The 26,858-nt window shown below is 73.5% G+C and carries 24 protein-coding genes and 1 pseudogene; 11 read left to right on the top strand and 14 right to left on the bottom strand.

All coding sequences use genetic code 11. The features are described 5' to 3' along the window. Positions 1-4 precede the first annotated feature (4 nt). From abc-f to AB0D32_RS21860, 3 genes are all read right to left on the bottom strand, one after another. Complete coding sequence (gene abc-f, locus AB0D32_RS21870) at positions 5-1,654, bottom strand: ribosomal protection-like ABC-F family protein (RefSeq protein ID WP_357092991.1); 1,650 nt, start codon at positions 1,652-1,654, stop codon at positions 5-7. A 225-nt stretch (positions 1,655-1,879) separates the two neighbouring features. Continuing rightward, positions 1,880-2,965: an SRPBCC family protein gene (locus AB0D32_RS21865; protein ID WP_357092988.1), complete on the bottom strand. Its 1,086-nt coding sequence runs from the start codon at positions 2,963-2,965 to the stop codon at positions 1,880-1,882. A 125-nt stretch (positions 2,966-3,090) separates the two neighbouring features. Next, positions 3,091-4,290 (bottom strand): RtcB family protein, encoded by a 1,200-nt coding sequence (locus tag AB0D32_RS21860; protein ID WP_357092985.1) that lies wholly within the window; start codon positions 4,288-4,290, stop codon positions 3,091-3,093. Positions 4,291-4,748: 458 nt separating this feature from the next. Here AB0D32_RS21860 and AB0D32_RS21855 point away from each other — a divergent pair, with 458 nt between their 5' ends. The 3 genes from AB0D32_RS21855 to AB0D32_RS21845 are packed head-to-tail and all read left to right on the top strand — an operon-like array spanning position 4,749 to position 6,367. Beyond that, positions 4,749-5,198, top strand: a complete 450-nt coding sequence (locus tag AB0D32_RS21855) for a helix-turn-helix domain-containing protein (protein ID WP_357092983.1) — start codon at positions 4,749-4,751, stop codon at positions 5,196-5,198. Next, on the top strand, positions 5,191-5,562 hold the full coding sequence (locus AB0D32_RS21850; protein ID WP_357092980.1) for a DUF4180 domain-containing protein: 372 nt from the start codon (positions 5,191-5,193) through the stop codon (positions 5,560-5,562). Before AB0D32_RS21855 ends, AB0D32_RS21850 begins: the two co-directional genes overlap by 8 nt. 22 nt (positions 5,563-5,584) lie before the next feature. Continuing rightward, positions 5,585-6,367, top strand: a complete 783-nt coding sequence (locus AB0D32_RS21845) for an alpha/beta hydrolase family protein (protein ID WP_357092977.1) — start codon at positions 5,585-5,587, stop codon at positions 6,365-6,367. 30 nt (positions 6,368-6,397) lie between these two features. On the opposite strand, the gene AB0D32_RS21840 is transcribed toward AB0D32_RS21845, so the two are convergent. The 6 genes from AB0D32_RS21840 to AB0D32_RS21815 all read right to left on the bottom strand — a co-directional run bounded on the left by AB0D32_RS21840 (position 6,398) and on the right by AB0D32_RS21815 (position 13,035). Further along, positions 6,398-6,904: a DinB family protein gene (locus AB0D32_RS21840; protein WP_357092974.1), complete on the bottom strand. Its 507-nt coding sequence runs from the start codon at positions 6,902-6,904 to the stop codon at positions 6,398-6,400. Positions 6,905-7,021: 117 nt separating this feature from the next. After that, positions 7,022-7,843, bottom strand: a complete 822-nt coding sequence (locus AB0D32_RS21835) for a M15 family metallopeptidase (protein WP_357093029.1) — start codon at positions 7,841-7,843, stop codon at positions 7,022-7,024. Positions 7,844-8,005: 162 nt separating this feature from the next. Beyond that, positions 8,006-10,384, bottom strand: coding sequence for a glycoside hydrolase family 3 N-terminal domain-containing protein (locus tag AB0D32_RS21830; protein ID WP_357092972.1), 2,379 nt, complete (start codon positions 10,382-10,384; stop codon positions 8,006-8,008). Further along, the gene (locus AB0D32_RS21825) at positions 10,381-11,202 is read right to left on the bottom strand and encodes a carbohydrate ABC transporter permease (protein WP_357092969.1); all 822 of its coding nucleotides are present in this window, start codon (positions 11,200-11,202) and stop codon (positions 10,381-10,383) included. The genes AB0D32_RS21830 and AB0D32_RS21825 overlap by 4 nt, the downstream gene beginning before the upstream one ends. A 52-nt stretch (positions 11,203-11,254) precedes the next feature. Then, positions 11,255-11,728, bottom strand: coding sequence for a hypothetical protein (locus AB0D32_RS21820; RefSeq protein WP_357092966.1), 474 nt, complete (start codon positions 11,726-11,728; stop codon positions 11,255-11,257). 8 nt (positions 11,729-11,736) lie between these two features. Beyond that, positions 11,737-13,035, bottom strand: a complete 1,299-nt coding sequence (locus tag AB0D32_RS21815; RefSeq protein WP_357092963.1) for an extracellular solute-binding protein — start codon at positions 13,033-13,035, stop codon at positions 11,737-11,739. A gap of 236 nt (positions 13,036-13,271) precedes the next feature. On the opposite strand from AB0D32_RS21815, the gene AB0D32_RS21810 reads away from it, so the two are divergent. After that, entirely contained in the window at positions 13,272-14,294 is a 1,023-nt protein-coding gene (locus AB0D32_RS21810; RefSeq protein ID WP_357092960.1) for a LacI family DNA-binding transcriptional regulator, read from the top strand. Positions 14,295-14,382: 88 nt separating this feature from the next. On the opposite strand, the gene AB0D32_RS21805 is transcribed toward AB0D32_RS21810, so the two are convergent. Both AB0D32_RS21805 and AB0D32_RS21800 read right to left on the bottom strand, forming a co-directional pair. Further along, complete coding sequence (locus AB0D32_RS21805; protein ID WP_357093027.1) at positions 14,383-15,165, bottom strand: peptidylprolyl isomerase; 783 nt, start codon at positions 15,163-15,165, stop codon at positions 14,383-14,385. A gap of 150 nt (positions 15,166-15,315) precedes the next feature. Then, positions 15,316-16,632 carry a D-alanyl-D-alanine carboxypeptidase gene (locus tag AB0D32_RS21800; RefSeq protein WP_357092957.1) on the bottom strand — a complete coding sequence of 439 codons (1,317 nt, stop codon included), beginning with the start codon at positions 16,630-16,632 and terminating at the stop codon, positions 15,316-15,318. A 444-nt stretch (positions 16,633-17,076) separates the two neighbouring features. Here AB0D32_RS21800 and AB0D32_RS21795 point away from each other — a divergent pair, with 444 nt between their 5' ends. The 4 genes from AB0D32_RS21795 to AB0D32_RS21780 all read left to right on the top strand — a co-directional run bounded on the left by AB0D32_RS21795 (position 17,077) and on the right by AB0D32_RS21780 (position 19,842). Then, on the top strand, positions 17,077-17,409 hold the full coding sequence (locus AB0D32_RS21795; RefSeq protein WP_357092954.1) for a cupin domain-containing protein: 333 nt from the start codon (positions 17,077-17,079) through the stop codon (positions 17,407-17,409). A gap of 236 nt (positions 17,410-17,645) precedes the next feature. Beyond that, complete coding sequence (locus tag AB0D32_RS21790) at positions 17,646-18,311, top strand: YwiC-like family protein (protein ID WP_357092951.1); 666 nt, start codon at positions 17,646-17,648, stop codon at positions 18,309-18,311. 67 nt (positions 18,312-18,378) lie between these two features. Continuing rightward, positions 18,379-18,990, top strand: coding sequence for an NAD(P)H-dependent oxidoreductase (locus AB0D32_RS21785; RefSeq protein ID WP_357092948.1), 612 nt, complete (start codon positions 18,379-18,381; stop codon positions 18,988-18,990). 123 nt (positions 18,991-19,113) lie between these two features. Then, the gene (locus tag AB0D32_RS21780) at positions 19,114-19,842 is read left to right on the top strand and encodes a methyltransferase domain-containing protein (protein WP_357092945.1); all 729 of its coding nucleotides are present in this window, start codon (positions 19,114-19,116) and stop codon (positions 19,840-19,842) included. Between the two features lies 1 nt (position 19,843). Here AB0D32_RS21780 and AB0D32_RS21775 read toward each other — a convergent pair whose 3' ends face one another. After that, on the bottom strand, positions 19,844-20,584 hold the full coding sequence (locus AB0D32_RS21775; RefSeq protein WP_357092942.1) for a MerR family transcriptional regulator: 741 nt from the start codon (positions 20,582-20,584) through the stop codon (positions 19,844-19,846). Between the two features lie 177 nt (positions 20,585-20,761). Between AB0D32_RS21775 and AB0D32_RS21770 the strand changes: the two genes are divergently transcribed. Beyond that, complete coding sequence (locus AB0D32_RS21770; RefSeq protein ID WP_357092939.1) at positions 20,762-23,035, top strand: excinuclease ABC subunit UvrA; 2,274 nt, start codon at positions 20,762-20,764, stop codon at positions 23,033-23,035. Between the two features lie 95 nt (positions 23,036-23,130). On the opposite strand, the pseudogene AB0D32_RS21765 reads toward AB0D32_RS21770, so the two are convergent. Then, positions 23,131-23,283: pseudogene (locus tag AB0D32_RS21765) on the bottom strand (protein phosphatase); the annotation flags it as partial. 145 nt (positions 23,284-23,428) lie between these two features. Continuing rightward, positions 23,429-24,040 (bottom strand): XRE family transcriptional regulator, encoded by a 612-nt coding sequence (locus AB0D32_RS21760; protein ID WP_357092936.1) that lies wholly within the window; start codon positions 24,038-24,040, stop codon positions 23,429-23,431. An 80-nt stretch (positions 24,041-24,120) separates the two neighbouring features. Here AB0D32_RS21760 and AB0D32_RS21755 point away from each other — a divergent pair, with 80 nt between their 5' ends. Together AB0D32_RS21755 and gdhA are read left to right on the top strand one after the other, a co-directional pair. Continuing rightward, a complete protein-coding gene (locus tag AB0D32_RS21755) occupies positions 24,121-25,140 on the top strand; it encodes an NAD(P)/FAD-dependent oxidoreductase (RefSeq protein WP_357092932.1) in 1,020 nt (339 codons plus the stop codon). A gap of 370 nt (positions 25,141-25,510) precedes the next feature. After that, positions 25,511-26,848 (top strand): NADP-specific glutamate dehydrogenase, encoded by a 1,338-nt coding sequence (gdhA, locus tag AB0D32_RS21750; RefSeq protein WP_357092930.1) that lies wholly within the window; start codon positions 25,511-25,513, stop codon positions 26,846-26,848. The last annotated feature ends 10 nt before the right edge of the window (positions 26,849-26,858 follow it).

Genomic DNA, 26,858 nt, shown 5'->3' with positions numbered 1-26,858 from the left:
CCGGTCACGACTCCGACGTGACGCCGTCGGGGGCGCCGGTCTCCAGCAGCCGGCCGTCGGCGAGCCGCAGCCAGCGGTCCACGCCGATCGCCGCGAGGAACCGTTCGTCGTGGCTGACCACCACGAACGCGCCCTCGTACGCGTCGAGCGCGCTCTCCAACTGACCAACGCTGACCAGGTCCAGGTTGTTGGTCGGCTCGTCCAGCAGGAGCAACTGCGGCGCGGGTTCGGCGAACAGCACGCAGGCCAGGGTGGCGCGCAGCCGCTCGCCGCCGGAGAGCGCCCCGGCCGGCAGGTGGGCGCGGGGGCCCCGGAACAGGAAGCGGGCGAGCAGGTTCATCCGCTGTGCCTGCGTCAGCGCGGGCGCGAACGCGGCCAGGTTCTCCGCCACCGTACGGTCGAGGTCCAGCAGGTCCAGCCGCTGCGACAGGTACGCGATGCGGCCGTCGGCCCGCCTGATCCGGCCGCCCTCCGACGGCACGTCGCCGTTGACCATCCGCAGCAGAGTGGACTTGCCGGCGCCGTTCGGGCCGGTGAGCGCGATCCGCTCGGGACCCCGGATCGTGAGGTCCACGCCGTCACCGGCGAACAGGGCCCGGTCTCCATAGCGGACCTGCATTCCCTCGCCTTCAAAGACGGTGCGTCCCGCCGGGAGGTTGGTGTCGGGCAGTTCCAGCGTGATCCGCTGCTCCTCGCGCAGGGCGCGGCCCGCCTCGTCGAGCCGGGCCTTGGCGTCGCTGACCCGGGCGGCGTGGGTCTCGTGCGACCGGCCCGCCGACTCCTGCGCGCCCCGCTTCATGGTGCCGGCGAAGATCTTCGGCAGGCCGGCGCTCTTGAGGTTGCGGGCGGCGTTGCCGGCGCGGCGCTCGGCCCGCTCGCGGGCCTGCTGCATCTCCCGCTTCTCCCGCTTGACCTCCTGTTCGGCGTGGCGGACGTTCTTCTCGGCGACCTCACGCTCGGCGCGCACCGCCTCCTCGTAGGCCGTGTAGTTCCCGCCGTAGGAGCGGACCTCGCTCCGGTCGAGTTCGAGGATGCGGTCCATCCCGTCCAGCAGCGCCCGGTCGTGGCTGACCAGCAGCAGGCAGCCGGTCCAGTCGGCCAGCACGGTGTGGAGCTTGCGGCGGGCGTCGAGATCCAGGTTGTTGGTCGGCTCGTCGAGCAGCAGGACGTCGGGCCGGCGCAGCAGTTGCGCCGCCAGGCCGAGGGAGACGACCTGACCGCCGCTGAGGGTGTGCAGGGGCCGGGTGAGGGCCACGTCGTCGAGGCCGAGCCGGTCCAGTTGGGCGCGGGTGCGCTCCTCCACGTCCCAGTCGTTGCCGATCGTGGCGAAGTGCTCCTCGGCGGCGTCGCCGGACTCGATGGCGTGCAGCGCCCCGAGCACCGGCGCGACCCCCATGACCTCGGCCACCGTCAGGTCGCCGGCCAGCGGAAGGCTCTGCGGCAGGTAGCCGAGCAACCCGTCGACGGTCACGGACCCGCCGGTGGGTTGGAGCTCGCCGGCGATCAGCCGGAGCAGCGTGGTCTTGCCGGCGCCGTTCGGCGCGACGAGGCCGGTACGACCGGCGCCCACGGTGAAGGACAGGCCGTCGAAGACGGGGGTGCCGTCCGGCCAGGAGAAGGAGAGGCGCGAGCAGACGACGAACGCATCGGACATGCGAAAACCCTTGGGGTGAGGTGGGCGCCGACTGGGCGCCCGGAGGAACGGGATTCAGGAAACGACGGACCGCGACCACGGCGGCGGTCGAACGCCTGCCGATGGCCGGTCACCTCCGGTCTCACCCGGAGATGTCGTCGTCACCCGCCATGTCTGGTCTCCCTGTCCCGATCACTCGTCGCCCATCCTAACAGCGCGGTCCCGGCACGGCGGGTACGCGCGGCGTCAGAGGCCCGCGCAGGGGCGGTCACCCAGCGAGCAGCCCTCGGGCGCCCTGGTGAGCGGGTCGACGTCGCGGACGGCGAACGTGAACGTCCGCGAGCGGCCGGCCGGCACGGGCGGCCCGCTGAAGGTGACGACCTGCCCCTCCTGCCGCCAGTCGGCCCCGCTGACGTCGGTGAGCGTGCCGCCGTCGGCGAGCGTGACGACCACCGTCCAGCCCCTCGCCGCCGAGCCGCCGGGATTGTCGACGACCACCTCACCCGTGTAGCCGAGGATCCGCGTCGACACGGTCTCGTAGCGGGCGGTCACGGCGGACGCCGACGGGGCGGCCGAGGTGGGCGTACGCGAGGGCGTCGCCGAGGGCGTGCGGCTCGGGCGGGGCGTAGGCGACGTGGTGGTCCGCGTGGGGGCGGGCGAGACCGTCGGCTTCTGCTGCGTACGGCTCGCACTGGCCGTGGCGGTCGGCGACGGCGCCGGGGCCGGGTCGGCGACGGGCTCCGGCTCGGCCGGCAGCACCGCCCACACCGCCGCACCGGCCACCAGCACGACGCCGCCCAGCCCCGCGACCAGCAGCGGCCAGCGGCGACGGCCGGCCGGTGCCGGCTCGTCGCCGAACCCCTCGGTCACCGGCATCTCGGCGGTCATCCCCGCCTCGCCCCGACGCAGGTCGACCTGCCGGAAGGCCAGCCAGTCGAGGATCGCGGGCAGCCGTCCCGTCAGCGCCTGCTGGTAGGACTCCTCGCGGCGCTCGCGCTGCTCGGCGGACCAACTGCCGTGTTCCAGCACCTCGCGGACCGACAACCGGCAGCCCTCGTTGGTGGGGGTGACGGCGCAGACGAGCCGGCTGCGCCGGCCACCCTCGAGGCACCGCAACGCGATCAGCTCCGGCGCCCGCCGGTCGGTCACCTCCGCGTCGACGGCGGCGTCGAACCCGGGCAGGCCCGCCGTGAACAGCAGCAGCCGGTAGCGTTCCCCGGCCATCGGCTCGATCTCGGTGAACCACCGGGCGAGCAGACCGCGATCCGTCAATGCGTGCCACACCCGGTCCGCCGGGTGGAACAGGTCGACCTGCACGTGGATCTCGATCACGGCGAGACTCTACGGGTATCGATCGCGCACCGGCCCGGACGGGGGATCCCCGTCCGGTCGGGCCGGTGACCGGGGGCGGGGCCGGCACCGCATGACCGGCGCCCATGGCGGGGCGCCGGTCGGCGTCAGCCCTTCACGCAGACGACCTGCTTGAGGTGCGCGACCACCTCGACCAGGTCCTCCTGCTGCGCCATCACCTGCGTGATGTCCTTGTACGCGCCGGGGATCTCGTCGACCACCCCGGCGTCCTTACGGCACTCCACGCCGGCGGTCTGCGCGGCCAGGTCGGCGGTGCTGTACGTCCGCTTCGCCTGCGCCCGCGACATCCGCCGCCCCGCCCCGTGCGACGCCGAGCAGTACGCGTCCTCGTTCCCCTTCCCCCGCACGATGTACGAGCCGGTGCCCATCGACCCCGGGATGATGCCCAGGTCCCCCCGCCCGGCCCGGATCGCCCCCTTCCGGGTCACCAGCACGTCCACGCCGTCGTAGCTCTCCTCCGCCACGTAGTTGTGGTGGCAGGAGATCGGCTCGTCGTAGCCCACCTGCGGGAACTGCTCCCGCACCACCCCGCAGAGCAGGGCGAGCATGACCGCCCGGTTGCGCCGCGCGTACTCCTGCGCCCACCACAGGTCCCGGCGGTAGGCGTCCATCTCCGGCGTGCCGGTGAGGAACACCGCCAGGTCGCGGTCGGGCAGGTCGGTGTTGTGCGGCAGCCGCCGGGCGACCGCGATGTGCCGCTCCGCCAGCTCCTTGCCGATGTTGCGGGAGCCGGAGTGCAGCATCAGCCACACCCGCCCCTCGTCGGCGCCGCCCTGCTCCAGGCAGACCTCGATGAAGTGGTTGCCACCGCCGAGCGTGCCCAGCTGCCGCTGTGCCCGCGTCTCCAGCTGCGCCACCCGCCGGTCGAGGTCGCCGAACCGGCGCCAGAAGTCGTCCCAGCCGGACTGCTCCAGCCCACGGATCCGGCGCGGGTCGACCGGCTTCTCCCGCTGGGCGAACCCGACCGGGATCGTGGCCTCGATCGCCGACCGGAGCCCGGCGAGGTCGTCCGGCAGGTCGGCGGCGGTCAGCGAGGTGCGCACCGCCGACATGCCGCAGCCGATGTCGACGCCGACCGCCGCCGGCGAGACGGCCTGCCGCATCGCGATGACCGAGCCGACCGTGGCGCCCTTCCCGAAGTGCACGTCGGGCATGACCGCCACGCCCTGCACCCACGGCAGCGCGCCGATGTTGCGCAGTTGCTGGGCGGCCTGGGGCTCGATGCCGTACGGGTCGGTCCAGACCCGTACCGGCGCGCGGGTGCCCGCGAGCGGGGTGAAGCTCATCGTCGTCTCCTCGTGTCGTCGGCTGGTCACGACCGTCGTGGCGAGGCCGGAAGGGATGCCGGCGCCGTCAACGCCCTGGCCGGGATGGGGTGGGGGTCCGGGCCGGACGAAAGAGCCGCCCGGCCCCCGGTGGGGTGGGCGGCTGGCGCGTACGCGCTGGCGCTAGACGCGCCGCCACCCCGACTGCCGACCCTGCTCGGGGCGGCGCTGACACAGGTCCGGTTTGCCCGCTGGCAGCGGGGCACCAGCACGCGTGTGCCACGCGGCGTCGGTGCGTGTGCGCTGCGGCACGGCGTACTCCCCTGGGTCGGTCGGTTGACCTTGCGTCGATGACGGTAGGGGGTCGCGACGACGGCCGCAACGAATATCGACGGGCCCGCCCCGCCTGCGGTCGACCGGCCGGCGCCGGGAACCCTGAACTTCCCTATCGCTCCCTGAGAGGGCTATATTAGGGAGCAATGAGTGAGGAAATGTATTCGGCCGAGCAGGTGGCGGAGCAGCTGGGCCTGCACGTTCGCACTGTGCGCGGCTACATCCGCTCCGGCCGGCTCAGGGCGGTACGCATCGGCAAGCAGTACCGGATCGCCCGCGCCGACCTCGACGCGCTGACCGGTCGGCCGGCGCCCGCCGTCGGCGGCACGGCGGTGGAGGTGTCGAGCATCGTGCAGATCGACGGCGTCGACCGGGCCGGGGCCGACCGGCTGGCCACGCTCGTCCTGACCACTGCGAACACCTCCCGCCACGGGGCGCACCCCCTGCGCATCCAGACCGTCCACGACGAGGAAAGGAACCGTATGAAGATCGTGATTCTGGGCGGCGCCTCGGAGACCGCCGATGTGCTGCACCTGGTCGCCGCCGTGCTCGACGGCGACAACGGCCTGCTCACCGGGGAGGCCGACGATGCCTGACGTCATCCAGGAACGGGCCGGGGTGTCGGTGCTGGTGTGCGACCCGGCCGGCCCGCCGGTGGCCACCGAGCAGGACGCGCTGGATCTGATCGGCGCGGCCTTCCTCGGCGCCCAGGTGGTGGCCGTGCCGGTGAGCCGCCTCGACGCGTCCTTCTTCTCCCTCGGCACCCGCTTCGCGGGCGAGATCATGCAGAAGTTCGTCAACTACCGGGTACGCCTGGTCGTCGTGGGCGACATCTCCCGACACCTGACGGACAGTTCGGCCCTGCGCGCCCTCGTCCACGAGTCGAACCGGTCCGACCACGTGTGGTTCGTCCCCGACCTCGACGCCCTCGACACCCGGCTGGCCGTCCAGGGGACGTGAGGATGCGTTACGGTCGACGGCCGTGGCCCTGATGCGCTGTGACTTCCACTCCGAGACGCTCGGCATGAGCACCTCGATGACGGTGATCCTGCCGCAGCGGACGTCCTCGCAGATCGGCATGACCGGCAGCGCCCCGGAGGGCGACCCGCCCGTGCTCTACCTGCTGCACGGCCTGTCCGACGACGACACGATCTGGCTGCGCCGCACCTCGATCGAGCGCTACGTGGCGCCGCTCGGGCTCGCCGTGGTGATGCCCCAGGTCGGCCGCAGCTTCTACACCGACGAGGAGCACGGCAACCGGTACTGGACGTTCCTCAGCACCGAGTTGCCCCGGGTGTGTCACGAGTTCTTCCGGCTCTCCGGGCGACGGGAGGACACCTTCGTCGCCGGCTTGTCGATGGGCGGCTACGGGGCGGTGAAGTGGGCGCTGCGCGAGCCGGACCGGTTCGCGGCGGCGGCGAGCCTGTCCGGCGCGCTGGACGTGGCGACCCGCCGCCACCACCCGACCGCGCCCCTCGACCCCGCCGTCTGGCACACCGTCTTCGGCGAGCGCGCGGTGACCGGCACCGACGACGACACCCTCGCCCTGCTCGACCGGACGCCCGACACCGGCCGGCCCGCGCTCTACGTCGCCTGCGGCACCGAGGACTTCCTGTACGACGACAACCTGGCCTTCGTGGCGGCGGCCCGCGAGCGGGACGTCCCGCTCACCGTGGACTTCTCCCCCGGCACGCACGACTGGGCGTACTGGGACGCGAAGATCCAGGACGTGCTGGCCTGGCTGCCGCTGCGCGGCGACGGCTGACCGCCAGGGCCAGGTGGCCGGGTGACGGGCTCAGGCGCCGACGGTGCCGTCGATGCCCTCGCGCAGGAAGTCGGCGTGGCCGTTGTGCCGGGCGTACTCGTGGATCAGGTGCAGCATCACCAGCCGCAGGGACACGTCCTCGCCCGACTTGGCGTGGTGGCCGGTCACGTCGAGCGACCCGGCCGCCCGCTCGATGCGGCGGGAGTGCGCGACCTCCCGCCGCCAGGCGTCGAACGCCTCGGCGCGGGTGGCGCCGCTCGCGTCGTACGCCACCTGGAAGTCGCCGGAGTCCGACCAGACCAGCGGGACGTCCTCGCCGTCGATGGTGCGGCGGAACCAGGCCCGCTCCACCTCCGCCATGTGCCGGACCAGGCCCAGCAGCGACAGCGTGGACGGGGGCATCGACTGCCGGCGCAGCTCCTCGTCGGACAGCCCGTCGCACTTCATCGCGAGAGTCGCCCGGTGGTAGTCGAGGAATGCGCGCAGCATCTCGCGCTCGTCCCCGGTGACCGGCGGTCCGATCCGTTCGGTCTCCACGGCACACTCCCCCTCACCTGACTGCACGGTCGCCGTCCGACGGTCGCCCGGTCGCCCGGCGGAACGCCGGCGTGGTGTGATCATGCCGGAGTCCGCCGTCCCGTGCCCGTGGCGGGCTCAGCCGCCCGCCTGCTCGGCCGAGGAGCGGGCCACCAGCAGGTCGAAGTACGTGTCCGGCCAGGGTTCGTCGCGGTAGCGGTAGTGCCACCACTCGCGGTCGTAGTTGACGAAGCCGCCGTCGGTCATCAACTGCCGCAGCAGCCGTCGATTGTCCCGGGCCACGCCCGTGACCTGCGGCGAGTCGGTGTGCGCGAGCGGGTCGAAACAGTCGAAGCCGGTGCCCGTGTCGACGCCGTTGTCGGCGAACCGCTGCCCCCTGGGGGCGGTGCAGGAGACCAGGGGCTGGCCCGGGGCGTACGGGGGCTGGGTCGGGGTCGGCACGTCGACCAGGGTCAGGTCGACGGTGCTGCCCCGGCTGTGCGCGGTGGGGACGCCGATGTACCCCTCGTCGAACAGGTCGGACTTCGCCACCCGGGGATAGAACTCGGCCTTCATCTGCTGCTCGCCCGGCTGCCTGGCCCAGCTGACGAAGTCGTCGGCGGCCCGTTGGGGGCGGTAGCAGTCGTACACCTTCAGGCTGCGGCCCCGGGCCAGCGCGGCGTCCTGCACCCGGCGCAGCGCCTCGGCGGCCCGGCGGGTGAGCAGGCAGAGCGGTTCGGGGTAGCCGGCGATCGGCCGTCCGACGAAGTTGTGCGCGGTGGCGTACCGGATGTCGGTGCGGATGCGCGGGTCGACGTCGGTGAGGACGACGAAGCCCGGCGGGCTCGGCGCCGCCGCCGGGGCGGACTCCGGCGACGGCGAGACGGACGGCGACGGCGGTGCCGGTGGTGACGGCGACGGCGCGGGTCGGGTGCAGCCGGGCGCGAGCGCCGCGATCACGACGGTCGCCGCGACGGCCCTGGCGCCGGCCCGCCGACGGGCGGTCGCGACGCCCGGAACTCGCCGGCGGATCCGGACTGGCCTGGCCACGCCCCCTGTCTATCAGGCTCCGGGCCGTCGGACGCCCGGTCCGGCGTCGGGCAGGTCGACGACCGCCACCGATCACCCGTCCGACGGCGTGACGGCGAACCGGGGGTGCAGCCGCCGGGTGTGGTCGACGTGCCGGGCGGGGCCGCGCAGCGCGACCGCCGCCACGAGCCGGTGGTCGGCGCTCGACGCGGCGAGCCGCAGCTCCAGCTCGCCCGGCTCGACGACGCGCCGCCCGTCGCGCCCGGTGAACGAGAACAGGTCGGCCGGCACGGCCAGGTCGATCCGGCAGGCCGCACCCGCCTCCAGCGGCACCCGGAGGTAGCCGATCAGCCGCTGTACCGGCTGGACCACGGAGGCCACCGGATCGTGGGCGTACACCTGCACCACCTCGCTGCCCCACCGGGTGCCGGTGTTGCGCACCGTGAAGTGCAGCCGCAACTCCCCGTCGGTCGCCGCGACCGGCACGTCGACCGCCAGGTGCGACCAGTCGAACGTGGTATAGCCCAGGCCGTGCCCGAAGGCGTACGCCGGCGTCGGGTCGACGTTGGAGACGTCGCTGGCCTGGCCCAGTCGCGCCGCCAGGTAGGTGGTCGGCTGCGCGCCCGGCCCGCGGGGCACGCTGACCGGCAGCCGCCCCTGCGGTGCGACCCGGCCGCTGAGCACCCCGGCGATCGCCGGGGTGCCCTCCTCGCCGGGGAAGAACGACTGCACGATCGCCGCCGCGTCGGTCACCGCCCGGCCCAGCGCGTAGGGACGCCCGGCGAGCAGCGTCACCACCACGGGCGTACCGGCGTCCAGCAGCGCGTCGAGCAGGTGCTGCTGCGCCCCGGGCAGGGCCAGCGACTCGGCGTCGCAGCCCTCGCCGCTGGTGCCCCGGCCGAACAGTCCCGCCCGGTCGCCGAGCGCGGCGATCACCACGTCCGCGCCCCGGGCCGCCTCGACCGCCGCGGACACCCCGCCGGTGTCGTCGCCGTCGACGGAGACACCGTCGACGGTGACCACGACGCTGTCGGGGAACTCGGCGCGCAGCGCTGCCGCCAGGGTGGGCAGCTCGACACCGACCGGGACCTCGGGATGCCGGGAACCGACGTGTGCGGGGAACGAGTAGCAGCCCAGGACCGCCGTGGGGCTCTCCGCCTGCGGGCCGACGAGCGCGATCCGGGCCGGTCGGCGCAGCGGCAGGACGCCGTCGTTGGCCAGCAGCACCACGGACCGCTCGGCGACCTCGCGGGCCAGCGCCCGGTTGGCCGGCGGATCCAGGTCGACGGTGCCGCGCAGCGCGTCCGGGTCGGACAGGTCGGCCCCGGCCAGCACCGCCGGCACCGGGCTCCAGTCGGCGTCGAGGAGGCCGAGCTGCCCCTTCTGGGTCAGCACCCGACGCACGGCCCGGTCGACGAGCGCCTCCGGCACCGCCCCGGCCGCGAGCGCCTCGCGCAGCGGCTCGCCGAACGTCTTCACCGTCGGCAGCTCGACGTCCACCCCGGCGGCGAGGGCGGCGCCGGCCGCCTCGGCCCAGCTGCCGGCCACCCCGTGCAGGGTGCGCAGGAAGGCGATGCCGAAGTAGTCGGCCACCACCGTGCCCGGGAAGCCCCAGGCGTCGCGGAGCAGGCCGGTCAGCAACTGCTCGTCGGCCGCCGACGGCACGCCGTCGGTGTCGGTGTAGGCGTGCATCACCGACCGTACGCCGCCCTCGCGTACCGCCATCTCGAACGGCGGCAGCATCACGTCCGCGCGCTCGCGGGGGCCCATCGGCACCGGGGCCAGGTTGCGACCGCCCCGGGAAGCGGAGTAGCCGGCGAAGTGCTTCAGGGTGGCGACCACGCCGGCGGACTCCAGGCCCCGCACGTACGCGGTGGCGATGGTGCCCACCAGGTACGGGTCCTCGCCGATCGTCTCCTCAACCCGCCCCCAGCGGGCGTCGCGCACCACGTCGAGCACCGGTGCGAGTCCCTGGTGCACGCCGACGCTACGCAGGTCGGCGCCGATGGCGGCGGCCATCCGCCCGATCAGCTCCGGATCGAAGGTGGCGCCCCAGGACAGCGGCACCGGATACGCGGTGGCGCCCCAGGCGGCGAAGCCGGCCAGGCACTCCTCGTGGGCCATCGCCGGGATGCCGAACCGGTTCGCGGCGGCGATGCGCTGCTGGGTCCGCAGCAGGGACAGCGCGCCGAGCGCGGGGTCGACCGGGGCGGTGCCGAACGGGCGGGTCAGCTGGCCGAGACCGGTGTCCAGCAGGGTCGCCAGGTCGACCGGTTCCTCCATCTCGTGCTGGTACGGCGCGACCTCGCCCCCGTCCGCGGCGGCACCGACCCAGACGCCGTAGAGCTGTGCCACCTTCTCCGGCAGGGTCATCGCGGCGACCAGTGCGTCCACCCGGGTCGCGAGGTCGAGAGTCGGATCGGTCCAGATCGCGGTGCCGGGGGCGATGTCGAGGGTCACGTTGTCGGTCACTTTCCTCCGACGCCCATCAGCCCCCGCACCAGGGCCCGCCGGGCGAACAGATAGACGAGCAGGACGGGCACCATCGACAGCACGACCGCGGCGAGCAGGCCGGGAATGTTGATCCCGTACTGCGTCTGGAAGTTGTAGAGGCCGAGGGTGATCACCTTGGTGGAGTCGGACTGGGTGAGGATCAGCGGGAAGAGGAACCCGTTCCACGCCTGCAGGGCGGAGAAGACCGCGATGGTGGCGATCCCGCCGCGCGAGAGCGGCAGCACCAACTGGAGGAACACCCGCGCCGGGGTGGCCCCGTCGATGGCCATCGCCTCGTACAGGTCGCCGGTGATGTCCCGCATGACGCCGCTGAGGATCAGCGCGCACACCGGCAGGGAGAAGGCTGCGGTGGGCAGGATGACGCCGATCAGGTTGTCGTAGAGCCCGGCCTTGCTGATCAGGTAGAAGATCGGCACGATGACCGCCTGCGCCGGGATCGCCAGGCCCAGCAGGAACAGCCGGAACACCTGCGAGGTGAGTCGGCTGCGGCTGCGCACGATCGCGTACGCCAACGGCGGCACCAGCAGCAGCACGATGGCCACCACGCTCGCGGTCACCACGAGGGTGTTGAGGAGGTACCGGCCGAAACCCTCGTCGAAGGCGCCGGTGTAGTTCTCCAGGGTGAAGGTGTCGGGCGGGGCGATCGGGCCGTTGCGGCCGTACCCCTCGCGGGTCTGCACGGTGATCGCCAGCATCACGTAGATCGGCAGGCCGACCAGGAGCAGCCAGGCCACGGCGCCGATGCCGGCGAGCCAGTTCGGGCGGTGTCGCTTCACAGGCCCTCCATCGTGGAGCGCATCCTGTCGTAGCCGGAGACCCGGACCACGATCAGCGAGATGACGGTGGCGACGACGACGAGGAGCAGGGCGATGGCCGCGCCAGCACCGACACGGCGGTCGCCGACAGCAGCAGCGGGAGGAAGAAGATGGCGGACAGCACCGCGCGGTTGCGCTGCGGCCCGGCCGCCCACACCCCGATCAGCAGGCTCAGCGGCGTCTGCACCAGCACACCGAGGGCGGTGAGCAGGACACTCAACCACAGACTGTCGATCATGACGGGATCGCGGGCGAGCCGCTGCCAGTTGCCCAGCCCGACGAACTCCGGCGCGCCGAGGCCCGCCCAGCTCGTGAAGCTGAGCACGACCACGAGGACCAGCGGGACGAGCGCGAAGAGCCCGAAGAAGAGGGTCGCGGGGAGGGCCCAGGCGAAGCCCGGGCGGCTGACGGTGGGGCCGCCGCCCGGGCTCCGTCGGGCCCGTCGCCGCTCCGGCACGGTGGGCGCGGCGAGGGTGGTGGTGGGCATGGCCGAGGTCAGCCCGCCTGCAGGGACTGCATGGCCCTGATGAAGCCGGCGGCGTCCAACCGGCCGTTGCAGTACTGCTGCACCGCCTGGTGGATGGTCGTGGTCGCCGCCGGCGGGTACGCCTGATCCCAGGAGAGCTGGAAGTTCGGGGCCCCCTTGACCAGGGTGAACTGGTACTTCAGGTAGCCCGGGTTGGTGGCGCCGTCGAGGAACTTCTCGGTGTTGGTGGTGGTCGGCAGGTTGCCGATGGCGAGCTGGGCCTGGACGAACTCGTCGGAGTACTGGAGCTTGAGGAACTCCGCCACCGCCTCCGGGTGCCGGGTCTTCTTCAGCACGGAGTAGAAGTTGTTGGTGTTGCCGACCACGTTGCGCGGGTCGCCCTTGCCACCCGGGACGCTCGGAAAGGCGCTCCAGCCCAGCTCCTCGGCGGCGAACGTCGGGTTCGCGTCGTGGTGCGTCGAGTAGTTCCAGGAGCCCATCAGCTCGAAGCCGGCCTTGCCGCCCGCCAGCAGCGCGGGCGAGCCGCCGTCGGTGAACTTGACCGAGTCGAAGTTGGTGCCGAACGCGCCCGCGTCGGTCAGCTGCCGCAGCAGTTCCAGGGCGCGGCGGCTCTCCGCGCTCTCCCAGGCGCCCCTGTCGCCGCCGAGCGCCCTGGCGAACAGCTCGGGGCCGGCCACCCGGTCGTAGAGGTACTGGTACCACATCTGGGTCGGCCACTGGTCGCCGCCACCGAGCGCGATCGGCGTGACCCCCTTCGCCTTGAGGGCGCTCACGGCGGCCAGCAGGTCGTCCCACGTCCTCGGCGGAGTGATGCCTGCGTCGGCGAGGACCTTCTTGTTGTGGAACAGCAGCACCGGCTGGGTGCCGCGCATCGGCACCCCGTACGCCTTGCCGTCGATCATGGCGGTGTTGAAGACCGAGGGCAGGAAGTTGCCCTTCAGCCCCGGGTCCTCGGCGATCATGTCGTCCAACGGCAGCAGCAGGTCGGCCTTGACGAACGGGGTGATGCTGCCGCCGCCCCAGTTGAAGAAGACGTCCGGCGCCTGCCTGGTGTTGATGATGGTCTGGAGCTTGGTCTGGTAGTCGGCACCGGGGATGGTGTCCAGCACCGCCTTGACCTTCGAGGTCTTGTTGAACGTGTCGACGAGCTGCTTCTCGACCTTGTTGGTGGCGTCGCCGTACACCAGGATGCGGATCTCGTCCGGGCCTGCGGCCGAGTCGCCGTCGCCGCAGGCGGTCAGTGGCAGCGCCAGCGCGAGGGCGGCGCCCAGCGCGACCGCCCGGGCGAGGCGCGTGCGTACAGTCATGATCGACCTCTCGTGGTGGGGTGTGGTGGGGGACGTCGCCGCCGACGCGACGACCGAAAGGCGTCCGACAAGTTTCCGGAACAGTTCCGTAACTTGTCCGAACGCTAGAACCGACCTGCCATGTCGTCAACCCCCGATCGTGGGGCAAGATGGGCCGGCGGAGCGGTCCCGCCGTTCCGGACGTTTTTCGGTGGTGACGGGTACGGTCGGGCTTCCGACCGGTGAAGGAGACGCGGGTGGACGGCGACGACGGGCGCAGGATCACCATCACCGCCATCGCGCGGGAGGCCGGGGTCTCGGTGCCGACCGTGTCGCGGGTGCTCAACGGGCGCTCGGACGTGGCCCCCGACACCCGCGAGCGGGTGGAGGAGCTGCTACGCCAGCACGGCTACCAGCGCCGCGGCAGCCGCACGGTGAGCCGCGCCGGCCTGGTCGACCTGGTCTTCAACGACCTGGACAGCCCCTGGGCGGTCGAGATCATCCGGGGCGTCGAGGACGTCGGGCACGGCGCGGGCGTCGGCACGGTGGTCTCCGCGATACACCGGCAGTCGACCGCCGCCCGGCAGTGGTTGCAGAACCTGCGGGCCCGGGCCACCGACGGCGTCATCTTCGTGACCTCGCACCTGAGCCCGCCGCTGCACGCGCAGCTGCGCCGCCTCAACGTGCCCGTGGTCGTCGTCGACCCGGCCGGCGTGCCCGCCACCGACGTGCCGACCGTCGGGGCCACCAACTGGGCCGGCGGGCTCGCCGCGACCGAGCACCTGCTGTCGCTCGGGCACCGGCGGATCGGCTTCGTCGCCGGGCCGACGCACCTGCTGTGCAGCCGGGCCCGCCTCGACGGCCACCGGGCCGCGCTGGAGGCCGCCGGGGCGCCGGTGGAGGACCGGCTGGTGCGCCCCGGCGACTTCTACCACGCCTCGGGCTTCGCCGCCGGCGCGGCGCTGCTCGACCTCGACGAACCGCCGACCGCCATCTTCGCGGCCAGCGACCAGATGGCCTTCGGCGTCTACGAGGCCGTCCGCCGCCGGGGGCTGCGGATCCCCGACGACGTCAGCGTCGTGGGCTTCGACGACCTGCCCGAGGCCCGCTGGGCCTCACCGCCGTTGACCACCGTCCGGCAACCACTGGTCGAGATGGGGCGCCTGGCCGCCCGGACGGTGCTGCGGCTGGCGCAGGGCGAGGGCATCGACTCCCCCCGGGTGGAACTCGCCACCAACCTGGTCGTCCGGGACAGCACGGCCCCGCCGCGCCGGCCGTGACGGCCACTCCCCCGCCGACGGCCGTTGCACCGCCTACGGTCGGGCGTCGACGCTCCCGGTAGTGTTTCCGGAAGTTTCAGCCTCCGACTCAGCGGTGATGGTGGTGGTGCCGGTCCGCGCGCCGGATGTCCACCGGCAGGGCGGGCGCGCCGTCGACCGGCGCGGGGTCCTCGACGGTGGGGGCGATGCCGCCCGCGGCGATCCGGTCGAGAGTGGCCAGGCCGGCGGCGTCGATCGAGCCGAACACGGTGTAGTTGGGGCGCAGCGCCGAGTCCGACTGGACCAGGAAGAACTGGCTGCCGTTGGTGTCGGGGCCCGCGTTGGCCATGGCGAGGGTGCCCCGGGCGTAGAGCCGGCGCACGCCGGTCGGGTCGGTCGGCGCCGGCGGCAGGTCGGTGGGCAGTTCGTCGGCGTAGCGGTAGCCGGGACCGCCGGAGCCGGTGCCGGACGGGTCACCGCACTGGAGCACCCGCAACGTCGGGTACGCGGTGAGCCGGTGGCACGAGGTCCGGTCGTAGAAGCGGTGGCGCACCAGGTGCAGGAAGCTCTGCACGGTACAGGGGGCCGCCTCCCGGTCGAGGGACAGCCCGATCGGCCCCTGGTTGGTCCGCAACGTGACCCGCACGGTGCCCCGGTCCGGCGTGCGCCTCGGGTCGGGCGGCAGCGGGACCGGCCGGGCGGCCGGGTCCTCGGGCGTCTCCGTGTAGGCGCACGGGCCGGGCGTGACCCGGCCATCGGCCGAGGTGTCCGCCGGGGACCCGCCGGGCGCGGCGACCGCGGCGGCGCCGCCACCGGTGACCAGCACGCCCGCCACCAGGGCCGCCCCGGCGAGGCGGGTCAGCGTACGGGCCGGTCGACGGCGTGCCGCGATCGACGGCGGAACGGGGTGCGGTCGGGGTTCGCTCGACACGGGGATCCTCCCGGAACTCGTGACACCAGAAAGACCGAAGTCTATGGATCCCGTCGCCGCCTGTCGATCCACCCCTGGGTAAGGAAGGGCCCCTTCTTTACACCCCGGGGTTCAGCTTCGGCGCTGCCTCGATCGGCGTCGCCAGAGCAGCACGGCCCCCAGCAGCCCCACTATCGCCGCCACGAGCGCGGCCACGGGCCACCGTGCCACCAGTCCGTCCTCGATCGGGCCGCTGGCCGCGGCCGGACGCGGTTCGCCGGTGGCGGCGAGTGCGGGCGGCGAGGCGGCCGAGGCGGTCAACTCCCCCGGCTCGACCAGCCGGCCGACGGCGGCGCCCCGGGGCAGCGAGAAGCCCCAGTCGAGCAGGGCGGCACCCTGCTCCCAGCCCCGGGCGGGCTGCGGCTCGGCGCCGAGCAGCGTGACCACCAGCCGCCGGCCGCCCCGCTGGGCCGCCCCGACGTAGGTGTGCCGGGCCAGGTCGGTGAAGCCGGTCTTGCCGCCGAGTGCGCCCGGATAGCGGTAGACCAGCTGGTTCTCGTTCTGGATCTCGAAGCCCTTGGTCCGCTGCGCCGGCTGGGCCGGGATACGGTGCGTCTCGGTGAGCGCGTACCGGCGGAACGTCGGCTCGGCGAAGCAGGCCCGGGCGATCAACGCCAGGTCGTACGCGCTGGTGAACTGGCCCTTTCCGTCGAGGCCGGACGGGGTGACCGCGTGGGTCTGCAGGGCGCCGAGCCGGTGCGCCTCCTCGTTCATCGCCCGCACGCCGCCAGCCATCCCGTCCGACCCGCCGCCGAGGCGGGCCAGTACGTTGGCCGCCTCGTTGCCGGACTGGAGCAGCAGCCCGAGCCAGACGGTCTCGATCCGGTAGCGCCCGCCGGCGACCAGCCCGACGGCCGAGGAGCCGGGTTCGATGTCCATGTCGCCGTCGGTGACGGTGACAACCTGCTGCGGGTCGAGTCGGGGCAGCATGGTGGCCGCCAGCAGCAGCTTCTGCACGCTGGCCGGGGTGCCGTACTCGTGCGGGCCGCAGCCGCCCAGCACCTGGCCGGTGTCCAGGTCGGCGACCAGCCACGAGATCGCGGTGACCGCCGGCGGGCGCGCGCCCCCCGCTGGGACGACGAGACCGGCCGTGTCCAGCGCCGGGCCGCCCACGGCCCGTTCCTGGGGCACGGCCGGCGGCGGCGACGGGCGGGGCGGCCGGGACATCCTGGGCGCAGGCGCCTTCGGACAGGGCACGGGCGGCACGAGGCCGGACGCGGGCGTGCCGGAGACGGCGGGACCGGGCGTCGCGGAGCCGGCGGACGCGGACGTCACGGGGCCGGCGGGACCGGGCAGGCCGGAGACCGCAGGACCGGCCACCGCGGGGACTGGCCCGCCTGCGCCGAGGATGACGGCGGTCGCTGCGGCCGTCAGCAGCCGAACCTTCATGCCCCGCACCCTAGTCGCCGGGTTCGGGGTGCGGGCCGGGTTCCCCATGCCCGCGACGGGTGTCGCCGGGGAGACGGATCCGCACGGGCCGCGTCCGGTGACCACACCCGGAGACCGCCCGAAGCACGCGCGGCAGCACCATGCCGGTACCGCCCGGAACCGCTCGGTGGCACACGCCGGGACCGCCCGGGGCGCGTGCCGCGCCGGGACCGGACCGAGCGCGTGGTGGCACCACGCCGGGACCGGACGGAGCGCGCTGTCGCGGCGTACGCCACCGCGATTCCGGGACCATCGGCCCTGCCGCAGGGCGGGTCGGGGACGGAAGCTGGACAATGAAAGCGGTAGACGATCTTCCGGTTTGCGTGACGGGGCACCGCCGTGACGGGCAACTGGCGTGCCGGCGACCCGCCTCCCGCCGCAGGACACCGATCCGAAAGGACGACCATGGAAGCCCTCTCGCTGACCCGCCTCGCCGACGAGCAGCTCGCCGCCGCGCGGAAGGCCGACAGCGGACGCAGCGCCCGTTCCCTGCACCCGGGCCGGGACCGCCGGCTTCGGCAGACCCTGCTCGCCCTGAGGGGCGGTCGGTCACTTGACGAGCACGACAGCCCGGGCGAGGCGACGTTGCAGGTGCTCGTGGGGCAGGTGCGCCTGGTGGCCGCAGACGAGTCGTGGGAGGGCGACGCCGGGGACCTGGTGGTCATTCCGCCGGTGCGGCACGCACTGCACGCCGTCACGGACGCCGCCGTCCTGCTCACCGTGACACCTCGGCCGTGACCACCGTCCCGGCCCGCCCTTCCGGCCCACCGTCGCCGCCCGACGGTCGGACCGGCCCACCGTCGCCGCCCGGCCGGTTCGGCCCATCGTCGCCTTCCGGCAGCCGGACCGGCCCGCCGTCGTCGACCGGCCGCCGGACCGACAGCCGGACCGGCCGGGCGGCCCACGGCGGGCGGGCCGCGCCGGGCCGGGGCCGGTCGCGGGGCTGGGTGCCGCCGCAGCACGGTGCGTGGGCGATGCTCCTGCTGCCCGTACTGGCGGCGCTGACGGTCACCGGTCCGCACCCGCTGCACCTGCTCCTGCTCGGGGCCGCGCTCGCCGGGTACCCGCTGTCGTACTTCGGGTTGCAGGCGGTCAGGACCGGCCGGTTCCGCCGGGTACGACCGCAGCTCGTCGCGTACGGCCTCGCCACGGCCGTGCTCGCCGCGCCGGTGCTGGCCGCCCGGCCCGCGACGCTCGCCTACGCCCCGCTCTACGCGGCCCTCGCCGCCGTGAACGGCGGCTACGCGCGCTGGGGCCGGGACCGGGCGCTCGGCAACGACCTCGCCTTCGTGGCGCAGTGCGGGCTGCTCGGCCTCGTCGTCGCCACGGTGGCCGAGCTGCCGTGGACCGCGGTGGCGGGGGTGACGGTGGTGGTGCTGGGCTACCTGGTCGGCACCGTCCTGCACGTCAAGACGATGATCCGGGAGCGGGACAGCATCCGGTACCGGTGGGTGTCGTGGACGTACCACGCCGCCGCCGTGGTCGCCGCCGTGCTCTGGGCGTCGGTGCCGGTCGTCGTGCTCTTCGTGGTGCTGCTGGCCCGGGCGGCCGTGCTCGCCGGACGCCGGGTCACGCCGAAGCGGGTGGGGCTGGTCGAGACGGGGTGCGCCCTGCTGGTGCTGGCAGCGGTGACGCTCTGACCGGCCGGCGTACCGCCGCGACGGCATCGACTCGGATACCTTCGTGATACCCCCCGACCGGTCGGACATGGACGGTGTCCTCATGCGCTTCCTCTTCCTCCTGGGCAGCTCCCGCTCCGGCGGCAACACCGAACTCCTGGCCCGGCGCGCGGCAACGTCGTTGCCGGCCGGCGTCGAGCAGCGCTGGCTCCACCTGGCCGACCATCCGCTGGCGCCCTTCAGGGACATCCGGCACGACGAGGAGCGCTACCTGAAGCCGACCGGCAACGAGGCGTTGCTGCTGACGGAGACGCTTGCCGCGACCGACCTGGTGATCGCCTCCCCGCTCTACTGGTACAGCGTCAGCGCGGCCACCAAGCTCTACCTGGACCACTGGTCGGGCTGGCTGCGGGTGCCGGGCGTCGACTTCCGGCAGCGGATGGCGGGGCGCCGGATGTGGGCGGTCAGTGCCCTCAACGACGAGGACCCGGCCACGGCCGAACCGCTGGTGACCAGCCTGCGGCGCAGCGCCGACTACCTCGGCATGCGCTGGGGCGGCGCGCTGCTCGGCCACGCCAACCGGCCCGGCGACGTGCTCCGCGACGCAGCCGCGCTCCGCGCGGCCGACGCCTTCTTCGCCGCGACGCCGCTCGGGTCCGGCGCGCATGACGGGCGGGTCGCCGAGCCCGCATCCTGCTGACCTCGGGTCGCGTCGGACCGCCGCGTCGGTTGGCTCACAAGCCGTTGCCTCCGGCGTCCCCCACCGACTAAAACCGTGGAACGATCGACCGGACCTCCCGGCGACGGTGGTGAGGTGATGGCCGTGGCTCTGATCTCCTACGACGACGCCGACTCGGCGGCCTTCGCCGCGACCCGGGAGCTGCCCCGCGACGGCCTGGAGCGCTGGCGGCACGCGGTGCAGCAGCACCTTCGGCCGCGTACCGGCAGCACCGTGCTCGACCTCGGAGCCGGCACGGGCGCCTGGGCCGCCGCCTTCACCGACTGGTTCGGCGTCCGGGTGGTGGGGGTGGAGCCCGCCGAGGCGATGCGCTCCCACGCCACCCATCGGCCGCTGCTCGCCGGCGACGCCGTCGCGCTGCCGCTGCGCGACTCCGTGGCCGACGCGGCGTGGCTGTCCACGATGGTCCACCACATCGCCGACCTCGACGCGGCGGCACGCGAGCTGCGCCGGGTGCTCCGGCCGGGCGCGCCGGTGCTGATCCGCTCCCCGTTTCCGGGCCGGCACCAGCGGATCACACTGTTTCGCTGGTTCCCGGAGGCGGTACGGGTCCTCCAGACCTACCCGGACCTGGCCCGGGTGCGTGCGGCGTTCGCCACGGCCGGGTTCACCGTCAGCACCGTCGAGCCCGTCGCGCAGACCACCGCGGCGTCGCTGGCCGAGTTCGCCGGGCGCCTCGACCGCCGGGCCCACACCCTGCTCCAGTTGATCACCGACGAGGAGTACGCCGACGGTCTGGCCCGGCTCCGGGCCGCGGCCGGCACGGCGAGCGGCCCGGTCGTCGACCATCTCGACCTGCTGGTGCTGCGCTGAGTCACCCCGGCAGGGCCGGGTCACGGTGCCGCAGGTAGTCGTGCAGGGCCGCCGAGGCGCGCAGCCGTCGCAGGCTACGCCGGTGCAGTTCCTGCTCCCGCTTGGCCAGCTCCGCGTGGACCCGCTGGGCACTGCCGGTGGTGCGCATCTCGTCGAGCACGGCCGCGATGATGTCGAACGGGTACGCGCCCCGGCGCAGCAGCGCGACGACCTGCGCGGCGCGCAACTCGGCCGCGTCGTACACCCGGTAGCCGGTGCCGCGCTCGCGGGCGGGCCGGAGCAGGCCGCGCTGCTCCCAGAGCCGTAGCTGCGAGGTGCGGACGCCGACCAGGTCGGCGACCTCGCCGATGCGGGCCCCGCGCCGGGGCGCCGGCAGGACGGCGGCCGGGCTGGTCACCACGGTCTCGAACGCGCCCAGCACCCGCCGGATGTCGGCCCGCTCGCGGTCCAGCTCGGCGTGGCCGGCGTCGAGCGCCGCCAGCGCCATCGCCAGGTCGCCCCGGTGCACCGCGACCATGACCTCCCGGGTACGCGCCCAGCCGTGCCCTTCGGCCATCCGCCGGACCACGGCCAGCGCCCGCACGTGGTCGGCGGTGAAGACGCGGTAGCCGGCGGGGGTGCGCTCGACCGGCGGCAGCACCCCGAGGTCGACGTAGTTGCGGACCTGCTGCACGGAGATGCCGGCGGTGGCCGCGACCTCAGCCCCCCGCCACCGCCCGGCCCGCCGCCCCGGATCCGTCACCGGGCCACCCTACCGCCTCCCACGTGGTTTGAGACTTTCCCCTCTACTTCGGACACCTGCTACTGCTCGGCGAGGTGAAACCCTCCATGGGCGGTTCAATGAGACGATTGAAGGCGGCCTGGCCTCCGTAGATGTAACTCGGGCGGGACTCCGCCCACGATCTCGCGAAGGGTTCGCATGCAGCAGCAAGCACGGTCCGCCGCCGACAGTCACGACATGATCGAGGTACGCGGGGCCCGGGAGAACAACCTCGCCTCCGTCTCGGTCGACATCCCCAAGCGCCGGCTGACCGTCTTCACCGGGGTCTCCGGCTCCGGGAAGTCCTCCCTGGTCTTCGGGACGATCGCCGCCGAGTCGCAACGGCTGATCAACGAGACCTACAGCGCCTTCCTCCAGTCGTTCATGCCGAACCTGAACCGTCCCGACGTCGACTCGCTGCGCAACCTGAGCGCGGCCATCGTCGTCGACCAGGAACGGATGGGCGCGAACTCGCGCTCCACCGTCGGCACCGCCACCGACGCGTACGCGATGCTGCGGATCGTCTTCAGCCGGCTCGGCACCCCGCAGGTGGGTGGGGCCGGGGCGTTCAGCTTCAACCTGGCCGAGGGCATGTGCCCGACCTGCGAGGGCCTCGGGCGGGTCTCCGACCTCGACGTCGACGAGCTGGTAGACGTGGAGCGCTCGCTCAACGACGGCGCGATCAGGGTGCCCAACTTCGCCGTCGACTCGTGGTACTGGCAGACCATCGTCAACTCCGGCCTGTTCGACCCCGACACCAAGCTCCAGGACTACACACCCCAGCAGTGGGAGGACTTCCTCCACAAACCGTCCACCAAGATCAAGGTGGGCAGCAACAACTGGACGTACGAGGGCCTGGTGGTCAAGGTACGCCGGCTCTACCTGGCGAAGGACCGCGAGTCGATGCAGGCGCACATCCGCGCGTTCGTCGACCGGGCGGTCACCTTCACCACCTGCGCCGACTGCGGCGGCGCCCGGCTCAACCAGGCGGCGCTCTCCGCCCGGATCGACGGGCGCAACATCGCCGAGTGCTCCGCGATGCAGATCAGCGACCTGGCCGGGTTCGTCCACGCGATCGACGACCCGTCGGTCGCCCCGCTGGTCGGCAACCTGCGCGACCTGCTCGACTCGCTGGTCGAGATCGGCCTCGGCTATCTCAGCCTCGACCGCGAGTCCGCCACCCTCTCCGGCGGCGAGGCCCAGCGGGTGAAGATGGTCCGGCACCTCGGCTCCAGCCTCTCCGACGTCACGTACGTCTTCGACGAACCGACGGTGGGCCTGCACCCGCACGACATCGCCCGGATGAACGACCTGCTGCTGCGCCTGCGCGACAAGGGCAACACGGTGCTGGTCGTCGAGCACAAGCCCGAGACGATCGCCATCGCCGACCACGTGGTCGACCTCGGTCCCGGGGCCGGCACGGCCGGCGGCCGGATCTGCTTCACCGGTGACGTCGCCGGCCTGCGCCGCTCCGACACCCTCACCGGCCGACACCTCGACCACCGGGTACGCCTGCGCGAACACGTCCGCCGGCCGGCCGGCCAACTGTCGATCCGCAACGCCGACCTGCACAACCTGCGTGACGTCGACGTCGACATTCCGCTCGGGGTGCTGACCGTGGTGACCGGGGTGGCCGGCTCCGGCAAGAGCTCGCTGATCCACGGCTCGCTGCACCGGCGCGACGGCGTGGTGGTCGTCGACCAGTCGCCGATCCGGGGCTCCCGGCGCAGCAACCCGGCCACCTACACCGGCCTGCTCGACCCGATCCGCACCGCGTTCGCCAAGGCCAACGGCGTCAAGGCGGCGCTGTTCAGCGCCAACTCCGAGGGTGCCTGCCCGACCTGCAAGGGCATCGGCCTGGTCTACACCGACCTGGCGATGATGGCCGGTGTCGCCTCGGTCTGCGAGCAGTGCGAGGGGCGGCGCTTCACCGACGAGGTGCTCACCTACCGGCTGCGGGGCAGGAACATCAGTGAGGTGCTCGCGATGTCCGCCACGGAGGCCCGCGACTTCTTCCCCGGCGGCCCGGCCCGGGCGATCCTCGACCGGCTGGTCGACGTCGGGCTCAGCTACCTCACCCTGGGCCAGCCGCTCAACACGCTCTCCGGCGGCGAACGGCAACGCCTCAAGCTGGCCATCCGGATGGCCGACAGCGGGAGCACGTACGTGCTGGACGAGCCGACCACCGGCCTGCACCTGGCCGACGTGGACCAGTTGCTCGCCCTGCTGGACCGGCTGGTCGACGCCGGCAACACCGTCGTCGTCATCGAGCACCACCAGGCGGTCATGGCGCACGCCGACTGGTTGATCGACCTCGGGCCGGGGGCGGGGCACGACGGCGGCCGGATCGTCTTCACCGGCACGCCGGCCGACCTGGTCGCCCGCGGCGACACGCTGACCGCCCGCCACCTGCGCGAGTACGTGGACCGCTGAGTCCGGCGGCGTCGCGCGGTCCTCCCCTGCCGGGCGCGGGCCGCGCGGCGCCCCGGTCCCGGTCGCCCGGCGCCTCCCGGCCAGCTGAGCCGGCGTCAGGTGAGGCGTCGCAGCCAGCGACGCTGCCAGGGCGTCCCCACGGCCCGTGGCCGGTAGGTGTCGCGCACCCAGTCGACCGCCCGCTCCGGCGGCAGCCGGTCGAGGATCGCCAGCGCCGTGCCCGTACGCCCGGTGCCGCCCCGGCAGGCCGCCCCCACCCCCCACCCCCACCCCTCACCCGCCCCCACCCCTCCCCGCGTCGATCATGGGCTTGGCGGCGATGTCGATCTCCGCTGGTGCCGCCAACCCCATGATCGCCAGGTTGTGAGGGGGCGGGGGCGGGCGGCGGGTGGGTCACCCGTGGCCGGAGGGGGCGGGCGGGGGTTGGGTCCTGGGGCGGGCGCGTAGGTGGGCACGCTCGCCTTGGCGGCCGAAGAGGCTGAGGAACTCGACCGGTTCGGCGTCGGCTGACCCGAACCAGTGCGGCACGCGGGTGTCGAACTCGGCCGCCTCCCCGGGCGTGAGCACGAGGTCCTGGTCGCCGAGGACGACCCGCAGCCGCCCGTTGAGGACGTAGAGCCACTCGTAGCCCTCGTGGGTCTGCGGATCGGGTTCCGCCCTGCGGCCGTCGCCCGGAATCACGAGCTTGTACGCCTGGATGCCGCCGGGCCGGCGGGTCAGGGGCAGCATCGTCATCCCGTGCCGGGTGACCGGGCGCAGATGGATGCGCGGGTCGCCGGTGGGCGGGGCGTCGACGAGTTCGTCGAGCGTGACGCCGTGGGCCCTGGCCAGCGGGAGCAGCAGTTCGAGGGTCGGCCGGCGGGCACCGGACTCCAGCCGGGACAGCGTGCTGACCGAGATGCCGGTCGCCGCCGACAGGTCGGCCAGGGTGGTCTCCCGCTGCCGGCGTAGCGCGCGCAGCCGGGGTCCGACCGCGCCGAGCGCGTGGTCGAGGTCGTTGTCCATGCCGCCAGTTTGCCACTATGGCAACGATGTTTGCCACCACGGCCGCTCCGCGCGCATCGTGGCCGCGGGAGGTGGTCACGGTGACCGGTCAACTGGATGGCAGCTACGACGTGGTGGTGATCGGAGGCGGCGCCGCGGGGTTGAGCGGGGCGCTGACACTGGCCCGGGCCCGGCGGTCGGTGCTGGTGGTCGACGCGGGCGCCCCGCGCAACGCCCCGGCCGGGGGCGTGCACGGGCTGCTGGCCCGCGACGGGATCCGGCCGGCCGAGCTGCTGGAGCGCGGCCGGGCGGAGGTCCGTGGTTACGGCGGCCGGGTGCTGACCGGCGAGGTCGGCGCCGTGGCTCGCGACGACGACGGGTTCGTGGTGACGCTGGGCGACGGCCGGACGGTCCGCGCGAGGCGACTGCTGGTGGCCACCGGGCTGGTGGACGAGTTGCCGGACGTGGCGGGGCTGCGGGACCGGTGGGGCAGGGACGTCCTGCACTGCCCGTACTGCCACGGCTGGGAGGTCCGTGACCGGGCCGTCGGCGTGCTGGCGAGCGGGCCCCTGTCGGTGCACCAGGCGTTGCTGTTCCGGCAGTGGAGCGCCGACGTCACGTACTTCTCCCACACCATGCCGCCCCTCACCGACGAGCAGGCGGAGCAGCTGACGGCCCGGGGCGTCCGCGTGGTGGACGGCGAGGTGGCGTCCCTGGAGATCGTCGAGGACCGCCTCGCGGGCGTACGGCTGGGCGACGGCAGCGTGATCGGGCGCGAGGCGCTGGCCGTCTCGCCCCGGATGGTGGCGCGCGCCGGTTTCCTCGCGGCGCTCGGGCTCCGACCGGCGGAACACCCGGCGGGGATCGGTGAGCACGTCCCGTCCGATGCGACGGGCCGTACCGACGTGCCCGGGGTGTGGGTCGCCGGCAACGTCACCGATCCGGCCGCCCAGGTCGGTGCCGTCGCGGCAGCGGGCGCGGCCGTGGCGGCCCAGATCAACGCCGACCTGGTCGCCGAGGAGACGCGGCGGGCGGTCGCCGCCCGCCGCGACCCGTTCTTTGCGAGGTCCGAGGCGGGAGTCTGCGACCTGGTGGCGGGCGACCGCCGCCACGGCCTGTGACGTGATGTGAGCCACCGGCCGGCCGCCGCGTCGCGGGCGTGGCGGCCCGGCCGGGCGGCGACCCGACGCCGGTACGGGCATTCCTGGCACCCGGGTCGAATTCTGGCCGAGCATCCGATTCCGGCGCTCCCCACCCCTCCCGCTCCCGCTGTCAGTTCGAGGATCCCCCGGGGCATTTCGGTCCGTCCGGTGCCGCCGGAGCGTCCCGCCAGCAGCAGGAGCCCAATATCATGTCCCAGGTCAGATCGTCCACGCGGCGACCGGCGAACCGCCCGGGAGTCACGGTCCGTATCCCGGGACAGTTGGCGGGTAACCCGGCGCGGGTGGTAGCAACAGGGGGCTACCAGCGCAAGTGAAGGGACGTGTCGGCATGCCGGAGACCGTGGAGACGGTGTTCACCAACGTGGTCGCCCGCAATCCGGGTGAGCCGGAGTTCCACCAGGCGGTACGCGAGGTTCTGGAGAGCATCGGCCCGGCGCTGGCCAGGCACCCCGAATACACCGAGGCGCGCATCATCGAGCGGATCTGCGAGCCGGAGCGGCAGGTCATCTTCCGGGTGCCGTGGGAGGACGACCGCGGTCGGATCCAGGTCAACCGTGGCTTCCGGGTGGAGTTCAACAGCGCGCTCGGCCCGTTCAAGGGCGGGCTGCGCTTCCACCCGTCGGTCTACCTCGGGATCGTGAAGTTCCTCGGCTTCGAGCAGATCTTCAAGAACGCGTTGACCGGGCTGTCGATCGGTGGCGGCAAGGGCGGCGCGGACTTCGACCCGAAGGGGCGCTCGGACCGGGAGGTGATGCGGTTCTGCCAGAGCTTCATGACCGAGCTGTACCGGCACATCGGCGCGGAGACCGACGTGCCGGCCGGGGACATCGGCGTGGGTGGTCGCGAGATCGGATACCTGTTCGGCCAGTACAAGCGGATCACCAACCGCTACGAGTCGGGGGTGATCACCGGCAAGGGTCTGGCGTACGGGGGCGCGCAGGTGCGCCGGGAGGCGACCGGCTACGGGGCGGTCTTCTTCGCCGACGAGATGCTCCGGCAGGCCGGGGACAGCCTGGACGGCAAGCGGGTGGTGGTCTCCGGTTCCGGCAACGTGGCGATCTACGCGATCGAGAAGGTGCACCAACTCGGCGGGAAGGTGGTCGCCTGCTCCGACTCGTCCGGCTACCTCGTGGACGAGAAGGGCATCGACCTGGAACTGCTGCGGGAGCTGAAGGAGCAGCGCCGGGCCCGGCTCGACGACTACGCCCGGCACGCGCCACACGCGGTGGCGGTCTCCGGTCGTAGCGTCTGGGAGGTGCCCTGCGAGCTGGCGCTGCCGTGCGCGACGCAGAACGAGATCGGCGGCGCGGAGGCCGCGGCCCTCGTGGCCGGCGGCTGCGTCGCGGTGGTGGAGGGCGCGAACATGCCGACCACCCCCGAGGCGGTACGCATCCTCGGCCGGGCCGGGGTGCGGTTCGCGCCGGGCAAGGCGGCCAACGCCGGCGGGGTGGCGGTGAGCGCGCTGGAGATGCAGCAGAACGCCAGCCGGGACTCGTGGACGTTCGCCGACTCGGAGGAACGGCTGCGCGGGATCATGCGTGACGTCCACGACCGCTGCTGGTCCACCGCCGAGGAGTACGGGCTGCCGGGCGACTACGTGGCCGGGGCGAACATCGACGGGTTCCGCCGGGTGGCGGAGGCGATGCTGGCCCACGGTCTGATCTGACGGGGCGGCG

Source organism: Micromonospora sp. NPDC048170 (genome assembly GCF_040652795.1).
In the GTDB taxonomy this organism is placed as follows: Bacteria; Actinomycetota; Actinomycetes; order Mycobacteriales; family Micromonosporaceae; genus Micromonospora.
Note: the sequence above shows the minus strand (reverse complement) of the source record. Positions and strands in the feature narration are given on the sequence as shown.